Genomic DNA, 6,670 nt, shown 5'->3' on the forward strand with positions numbered 1-6,670 from the left:
GGCTGTGCCTGCGGCGGTCCCTGTCGTTCCCGCGCTGGCCGTCGAGCCAGCGGCACCCTTCGGAGCCGCCCCACCGCCACCGCCACCGGCACTGCTGCCGCTAGTGCCGGAGTTACTGCCGCCGTCGAGGACTTTCTTGGCGGTGTCACCCTGCGGGGCGGACGGGACGGGCACGGGACGGTTCAGCGCCGACTTCGCCTCCTGCTCGCTGGACATGGCGTGGTACATGTCGAAGCCGACGAAGGACAGGAACTTGTAGGTGATGTAGGGCGCAAACGCGGCGATGAACATCAGCACGACCCCAGCAATCGGGTCCGAGATGGAGGCAAGGTCTGCCTCGATCGGGGCGGACACCTGGCCGATGGCAACGAGGAAGATCACCACGAGCACGAGCTTGGAGAAGATCAGCGCGATCACGAACGCCGCCCACTTCGCGAACCACCCCTTGGTCGCATCCCACGTCGCCCCGGCCAGGGCGACCGGGCCGAACACGATCGCGACCAGCAGCAGGGCTTTGCGGATCAGCAGGGAGAACCACACGATCGCCGCCGCGCTGATGGCAAGGCCGGCGAGGAAAATGGTCAGGATCGCGCCGACACCAGGAGCGGCGATGTTGATCCCAGCAAGCCCCGTGGCGAGGAGCCCGATCTGGGTCCCCATCCCTTCCATCGTGTTGCCGGTGGCCTGCACGATCCCGACCGCGAGCTGATCGGTCACTTCCAGCAGCAGCGCGGTGAGCGTGATGACCAGGAACGACCCGAGAACGGACTTCGCCAAGCCGAGCGCGGCACGGCTGAGGGCGGTGGGGTCGCGGTGGATGAGGCCGGTGATGAGCTGGAGGCAGAAGAACACGAGCATCACGAAGATCGCGACGCCGAACAGGACGTTGTAGACCCCGACGTACTCCGCGCTGGTGACATCCACGAGGGTGGTGGTGTCGAAGACCCACCACACCGCCTCGAACAGCCACGCCGCAGCTCCCGCCATCGCCTGGCCGAGCCAGTCGAACGGGGCCGAGATGAGCGTCGCCGTCGCCTCGCCGACCGCGTCGCACACGGAGGAGATGACCGGGACATCGCAGATGCTCACCGCACCCACCCCCAAGGATGGTGCGTCTGTCGGGTGGTCATCAGACGGCCTGCCCGACGCCCCAGAAGAAGTTGATGAGCGTGACCGCGGCGCCGCAGATGATCGCCGCCCCGCACGAGACGAGGACACCGACCTTCCCTCGACTGGCGAGGTGCGGGTTGGAGGAGTTCGCGCCGAAGCCCCACACGATCGCGCTGACGATGAGGGCGAGGACGGAGAGGATGAGGCCGACGGTCATCACGGCGCCGACGATGATGCGCAGTTGCTCGATGCCGGGAAGGCCCGAGCTGTTGGGGTCGATGTCGATCACGGGGGTGCTCCTGACTGTTCACGGGGAGGTGTGCTCGACGGTCAGGTGCACCGGTCGCTTCCGTAGGCTGGCGGGGTGAGCGATGAGACGGTGGTGTTCCTGCACGGCCTCGGCGTGGGGGCCGAGTCTTGGGACGCGCAGGTGGCCGCGCTACCTGCCGGGATGACCGGGATCGCCCTGCCGATTCCGGGACTCCGGGATGCGGATGAGGCCGAGTTCTCACTGGCGGGGGCAGCCCGGCTCGTGCGAGACGAGCTCGACCGCCGCAACGTCGCGGCGGTCGATTTGTGTGGCCTGTCGCTGGGGGCGATGGTCGCTACCCGGTTCGCGATTGACTATTCCGACCGCACCGCCTCGCTGATCCTCTCCGGCGGGCAGGTGCACCCGAACCGGGCGCTGATGAGCGTGCAGAACACGATCCTCCAGGTTCTGCCGGCCCGGCTCGCAGCTCCGGCCGGGATGAGCAAGAAGACCATGCTCGGGGTGCTGGGTCAGGTGGCGGCGGTGGACTTCCGGCGCGACTTGCCCCGGATCGCCGCACCCGCGCTGGTGATGTGCGGCAGCCGGGACAAGGCGAACCTGCCCGCAGCCCGTGATCTGGCAGCCGGCATCCCCGGTGCCGAGCTCCAGGTCGTGCCCGGCGCGGGCCACGAATGGAACACCGGCCTTCCCGATGAGTTCTCAACCCGCCTCAACACCTTCCTGACCCGCATCCGTGACGGCCGCTGATGCCGCTCACAGTCGGGTGCCGACGTCCAGCAAGAAGTTGACCCACGCGACCCCGGCACCGGCGAGGGCTGCGGCGCCGAGGGAGACAAACAGGCCGGTGCGGGCTTTGGTGGCGGCCTGGTAGTTGCCGCTGCTGGATGCGATCGCCCCCACGATGGCGCAGACGATCAGCATCAGCACCGCGATGACGAGCACGAACATCAGCAGGGCGCCGACGATCGCCCGCAGGTCTGCGGCGCCGCCGACGCCGCCGAAGTCGGGGAACACATCCATCACGCACCCCCGGTGCAGGTGGCGAGGGCGGTGTCCCCGCCGGTGACGCCTTCGGCGCCGTGCTCGGTCAGCCAGGCGTCCGCGTCCACGGCTTCTTGTCCTTGCCCGCCGGGGCGGATCTCGAAATGCAGGTGCGGCCCGGTGGATTGCCCGGAGGAGCCGACGTCGCCGATGTGCTGACCGGCGGTGACCGTCTGCCCTTCGGTGACGTGGATGCCGTGCTGCCACATGTGCGCGTAGTACGTCGCGACCCGCTGACCTTGGACGGTGTGTTCGATGACGATGAGCCCGCCGTACCCGCCGGAGAACTCCGCCAGTACGACGAGGCCGTCTGCGGCGGCGAGGATCGGGGTGCCGTCTGCGGCGGCGAAATCCGACCCGGTGTGGAAGGAGCGTTCCCCTGTGATCGGGTGCGTGCGCCACCCGAACGGGCTCGTGCGCACCCACGTCCCCTCCGGCAGCGGGAACACGATCCTGGTGGTCTCTGGCACCACCGGATCACCGCCGGCCCCGGTGGGTGTGGGTCGGGTGAGGGCGGTGAGGATCGCTTCGGCGACCGGTTGATAGTTCTGATACCTGTCCGGGTACGCGGAGACTTCGACGGCTTGGGCGGCTTCTCCGGGGTCCATGCTCTGCCAGCCGGGGATGTCGAGCAGGCCACGCGGCGACGGATAGTTGGGTCCGGTGGGGCCGCCGAAGAACGCGCGCGCCTGATAGTGCGGGTCCATGAGGTCGGCGGCGGTGCCCCACCCGGATTGCGGGCGCATCTGGAACAGGCCCAGGCTGTCGTGGTCACTGCCGTTGCCGTCGTTCGGGTAGTTCCCGGATTCGGGGTAGGTGCCGGTGTTGGCGAGCATCCGCAGGTGCGATTCGGTGAGCGCGGCCATCAGCGCGATCACCACGCCGGGGCGACCCACCCCGGCGGTCTGGGAGCCTGTGGTGATGATCGTCGCTGCGTGGGTGAGCTGCTGCCGGTTCAGGGTGATGGTCTCGCCGTTGCGGGTGGTGGCGGTCAGGGAGTCCGGGATCGGGTCGACGATCAGCGATCCTGGCGCGCAGGTGGTCATCGCGGGGTTGACCACCGCGGCGACACCGACGAGCACGATTGAGGGGGCCAGGAACAGCAGGGCCATCGCGGCGGCGGCGAGTTTCTTCCACATCAGGACACCGCCCGTCTATCGCAGGGGGTTGTCGAGCTGGGACAGCCGCAGCAGCTCACAGTGCGTGCCGGTGATCCCTCGGTTGGTGACAACCGGGGTGCAGACGATGAACACCGTGAACGCGACCGGGCGGGAGGCCTCGACGGGTTCGGTGCCCCAGGTGCCGTCCCGGTGCCGGGTCCCCTCGATGGTGTACGCGACGGCGCCTTCGGGTATCTGGCCGGGGGCTGCCTGCCCGGTCGCGGTCTCCCACGCGTCCGGGACCAACATCTCCTGGATGCTCAGCCATTGCCGGGTCTGGTGCTGTCGGAGTTGCGCCCACGCCTCAGCACCCGGCAGGTAGGCGCGGACATCTCCGGCCAGCGCGTCGGCCTCCTCGCCGGCGGCGACATCCACGATGACCTGCGCGTAGTCGGCCGGGCCGTACCCGCTGGTGGTGTCCCAGGCGAACAGCGCCAGGGCGATCTGACGGGCGAACGTCTCCGGCCTGCCGAGCTGTGATACCGGCACCGGGCCGGCTGGGGAGGTTCCGGTTGGCGGTGCCGTGATGGTCGGGGCCTGTGTGCCGGTGGGGGCAGGTTCGGTGCGGGGTGCGGGGCCGCGCAGCAGCCCGTAGATACCGACACCGATCAGCAGGACGAGGACGAGCCCTGCGACGATCAGGGCGATCAGCACACGGCGGCGGCGACGATCATCGACGGGGGCGGTGGGGTCCATGCGAGGGTCCTCCCAGATGGCGACGGAAGTGGTCGCCAGGAAGGTGCACCCCGCCACCCCGAGGGGCGGTCGAATCGGCGCCGGTCAGGTCGACGCAGGTCAGGCGATGTGTTCGCCCAGGCGCTCGGCCTGCCGGGATGCGCGGGCGGCGTCAGCGAACGCGACGGTGCCGGAGATGGTGTCCTCGAACTGTGCCCATTGTTCGTCGGTGAGCGCCGGGCCGACCTCGGCGGGGTCGTGGTGTGTCCACCAGCCGGCGAGGTCGTCCCAGATTGCGAGGAAGACGGTCAGCGGGTACGGCACCGCCTCACCCGGTTCGACCGCCGTCAGCCGGGGGCGGGGTTTGCGGCCGGTCTTCTTCGCGGCTTGCACGCGGGCGAGCGCGTCTTTGGCCAGGTGCTCCAGCTCCACGGCGCGCGCGTCCCGTTCCGCTGACCGCACGCCGGCGGCCTCGGCCCTGGCCTGCTCGCGCAGCTCGGGCGGCTGGGTGGGGTCGGCGGCGAGCTGGTCGAGCTCGGCGAGGGACAGTTCGGCGTTCATGCGCAGGTGGGCGGGGTAGACCTTCCCGCCGGCTCTGATCCGCTCCACCTCCTCCGTCGCACGCTGCCGGACAGTGTCGGGTTGGGTGGGGTCGGCGGCGAGGTCTTCGAGGCGGACGATGCGTTCCATCGTGGTGTGCGAGTCACGGCCGGTGACCATCTGCGCGGCCTGCACCGCCGCCTCCCCAGAGCCCGCCCACGGTGCCGTTAAGTTAACGGCACCGTCCTCCCCGCCTGTGCCGGCAGCCTGGAACCGGGTGGCCTCCTGTCGCAGGGTGGCCCCTTCGGCCAGGAGGGCTTTGAGCTCCCGGTAGAGGGCGGCGGCTTCGAGCTGGGTGAGCGGTTTGTGCAGCAGATTGTCGTCCTGCTCGGCCAGGAGATGCCCGAGCCGATCGGACACCCCGGACCGGACCCACACGTTGACGGTCTTCCACCCGAGCTGTTTGATCGCCGCCAGGCGGCGGGCACCGCAGATCAGGTGCCCGTCGAGGGTGATCGTGATCGGTTGCAGCAGCCCGTTGCGGCGGATCGACTCGACCAGCGGTGCCAGGTCGCCGTAATCCTGCCGGTGCCGGCGTCCGACGCCGATGGCATCCACCGCACGCTCCAGCTCGATGTGGCCACCCGGCGGGGTGCTCATGGCAGATCGCCCCCGGTGTCGGGGGCAGCAAGCCCGGCCGTGAGCACGAGGTCGTCGTCGCGCAGCAGCGCGCGGAGGGGTTCGCCGTTCAGCAGCCGCAGCAGCAGGCCACGCCCGGTATTGGTGCCGGCCAGGGCCGGGTCGGGGTGGCCGAGCACGATCCGCAATAGCGTCGTCCACGACGAGCCCGGCAAGTCCAGCAGGGCGCGGGCCTGCCGGTCGCGGCGCAGCGTCTCGAACGCAGACGCCCGCGAGACGGACTCCGCGAGCGTGCCAGTGATGTACTCCACCGCGGCCCGTGCCGACGCCGGCTCCCAGCCCACCGAGCTCAGCAACGCGATGGTGTCCTCCACCGCGGCGGTGACGTTCACCGCCCGCTCCGGCACTGCCTCACCGTCGTCCTGCTCCTCGTCGTCGTCGGTGTCGGCGAAAGGGTCGATGTGGAAGGCGGGGTGGTAGTCGGGCAGCGGGTTCTCCCGGTCGCTGAACCGCTCCGCGTCGTGGAACACCGAGTAGCGGGGGCGGCGGGCCTGGTGCACCGAGCACAGCAGCCCGTTGCCGCGTTCCTCGCCGATGCAGGTCACCTGCACCGCGCGGGTGACCACCGCCCACGGGTCATCCGCGCGGCGGGTCGCCGCTCCCCGCATGGCCTCGAATGCGGCCGAGGCGGCCTCCCACCGGTCCAGGCCGTGCTTCTTGGCGAGCGCGGCGTACTTGTCGGCGGCATGCCGCATCAGCAAGGCGGCCTCCGGGTCGTGCCGCCACGCGCCCTTGCCTGCCGCGTGCAGCCGGTTCAGGAGAGCGCGCAGCGCCTCCGAGTCCTCGAATCTCGCCCGCTGTTCGCGGGTGCCTTCCGGTGTCATCACACAACCTCCTGCACAGCAGGTGCACCGGGACTCCCACCCGTCCTCGCCGTCATCGCGTAGTCCGGTTTTCGGGGGCTATGCATCGCCGGCTCACCCCAACCCGATCCCGGACCGCGACACCCACGAGTGCCGGGGGCTCCCGCCGCCGCGACCGAACGCGGTCACCGGAGGCAGGCGGCGTGCCCGCTCGCTCACCACCCGGATACCTGAGCGGGCGACGGTGCGCGCACCCCGGTACGCCTGTCCGGGTGCGCGGCGGGTGCGGCGGGCGAGCTCGGCCTGGAAGTCGATGCCCTGCCCGGCGACTCTGCCGGTCCGCGCGGCCAGCAGATCGGTGGGCCGCACCC

General features: G+C 70.3%; 7 protein-coding genes and 2 pseudogenes. 1 reads left to right on the forward strand and 8 read right to left on the reverse strand.

Annotation, left to right across the window (positions count from 1 at the left end):
- On the reverse strand, nucleotides 1-1,089 hold a 1,089-nt coding region (locus ACI3KS_RS19355; RefSeq protein WP_404920173.1), incomplete at its 3' end, for a conjugal transfer protein TrbL.
- Between the two features lie 40 nt (nucleotides 1,090-1,129).
- Nucleotides 1,130-1,399, reverse strand: coding sequence for a DUF6112 family protein (locus ACI3KS_RS19360; RefSeq protein ID WP_062764860.1), 270 nt, complete (start codon nucleotides 1,397-1,399; stop codon nucleotides 1,130-1,132).
- Between the two features lie 75 nt (nucleotides 1,400-1,474).
- Here ACI3KS_RS19360 and ACI3KS_RS19365 point away from each other — a divergent pair, with 75 nt between their 5' ends.
- Nucleotides 1,475-2,128, forward strand: coding sequence for an alpha/beta fold hydrolase (locus ACI3KS_RS19365; RefSeq protein ID WP_404920174.1), 654 nt, complete (start codon nucleotides 1,475-1,477; stop codon nucleotides 2,126-2,128).
- A gap of 6 nt (nucleotides 2,129-2,134) precedes the next feature.
- On the opposite strand, the gene ACI3KS_RS19370 is transcribed toward ACI3KS_RS19365, so the two are convergent.
- The 6 genes and pseudogenes from ACI3KS_RS19370 to ACI3KS_RS19395 all read right to left on the reverse strand — a co-directional run.
- On the reverse strand, nucleotides 2,135-2,401 hold the full coding sequence (locus ACI3KS_RS19370; RefSeq protein ID WP_404920175.1) for a DUF6112 family protein: 267 nt from the start codon (nucleotides 2,399-2,401) through the stop codon (nucleotides 2,135-2,137).
- Nucleotides 2,402-2,427: 26 nt separating this feature from the next.
- Nucleotides 2,428-3,561 (reverse strand): annotated as a pseudogene (locus tag ACI3KS_RS19375) (M23 family metallopeptidase); the annotation flags it as partial.
- Between the two features lie 15 nt (nucleotides 3,562-3,576).
- Nucleotides 3,577-4,278: a hypothetical protein gene (locus ACI3KS_RS19380; protein ID WP_404920176.1), complete on the reverse strand. Its 702-nt coding sequence runs from the start codon at nucleotides 4,276-4,278 to the stop codon at nucleotides 3,577-3,579.
- A gap of 99 nt (nucleotides 4,279-4,377) precedes the next feature.
- Nucleotides 4,378-5,457 (reverse strand): ParB/RepB/Spo0J family partition protein, encoded by a 1,080-nt coding sequence (locus ACI3KS_RS19385; protein ID WP_404920177.1) that lies wholly within the window; start codon nucleotides 5,455-5,457, stop codon nucleotides 4,378-4,380.
- Nucleotides 5,454-6,320: a hypothetical protein gene (locus tag ACI3KS_RS19390; RefSeq protein WP_404920178.1), complete on the reverse strand. Its 867-nt coding sequence runs from the start codon at nucleotides 6,318-6,320 to the stop codon at nucleotides 5,454-5,456. The genes ACI3KS_RS19385 and ACI3KS_RS19390 overlap by 4 nt, the downstream gene beginning before the upstream one ends.
- Before the next feature lie 93 nt (nucleotides 6,321-6,413).
- Nucleotides 6,414-6,670 (reverse strand): annotated as a pseudogene (locus tag ACI3KS_RS19395) (hypothetical protein); the annotation flags it as partial.

Origin of the sequence: Microbacterium sp. ZW T5_45 (assembly GCF_044987415.1) — a bacterium.
Lineage (GTDB): Bacteria > Actinomycetota > Actinomycetes > Actinomycetales > Microbacteriaceae > Microbacterium.

What these genes read in the sequence shown, in the direction of transcription:
- ACI3KS_RS19380 (WP_404920176.1), bottom strand. Translation starts at nt 4,278, where the DNA reads ATGGACCCCACCGCCCCCGTCGATGATCGTCGCCGCCGCCGTGTGCTG.
- ACI3KS_RS19370 (WP_404920175.1), bottom strand. Translation starts at nt 2,401, where the DNA reads ATGGATGTGTTCCCCGACTTCGGCGGCGTCGGCGGCGCCGCAGACCTG.
- ACI3KS_RS19390 (WP_404920178.1), bottom strand. Translation starts at nt 6,320, where the DNA reads ATGACACCGGAAGGCACCCGCGAACAGCGGGCGAGATTCGAGGACTCG.
- ACI3KS_RS19385 (WP_404920177.1), bottom strand. Translation starts at nt 5,457, where the DNA reads ATGAGCACCCCGCCGGGTGGCCACATCGAGCTGGAGCGTGCGGTGGAT.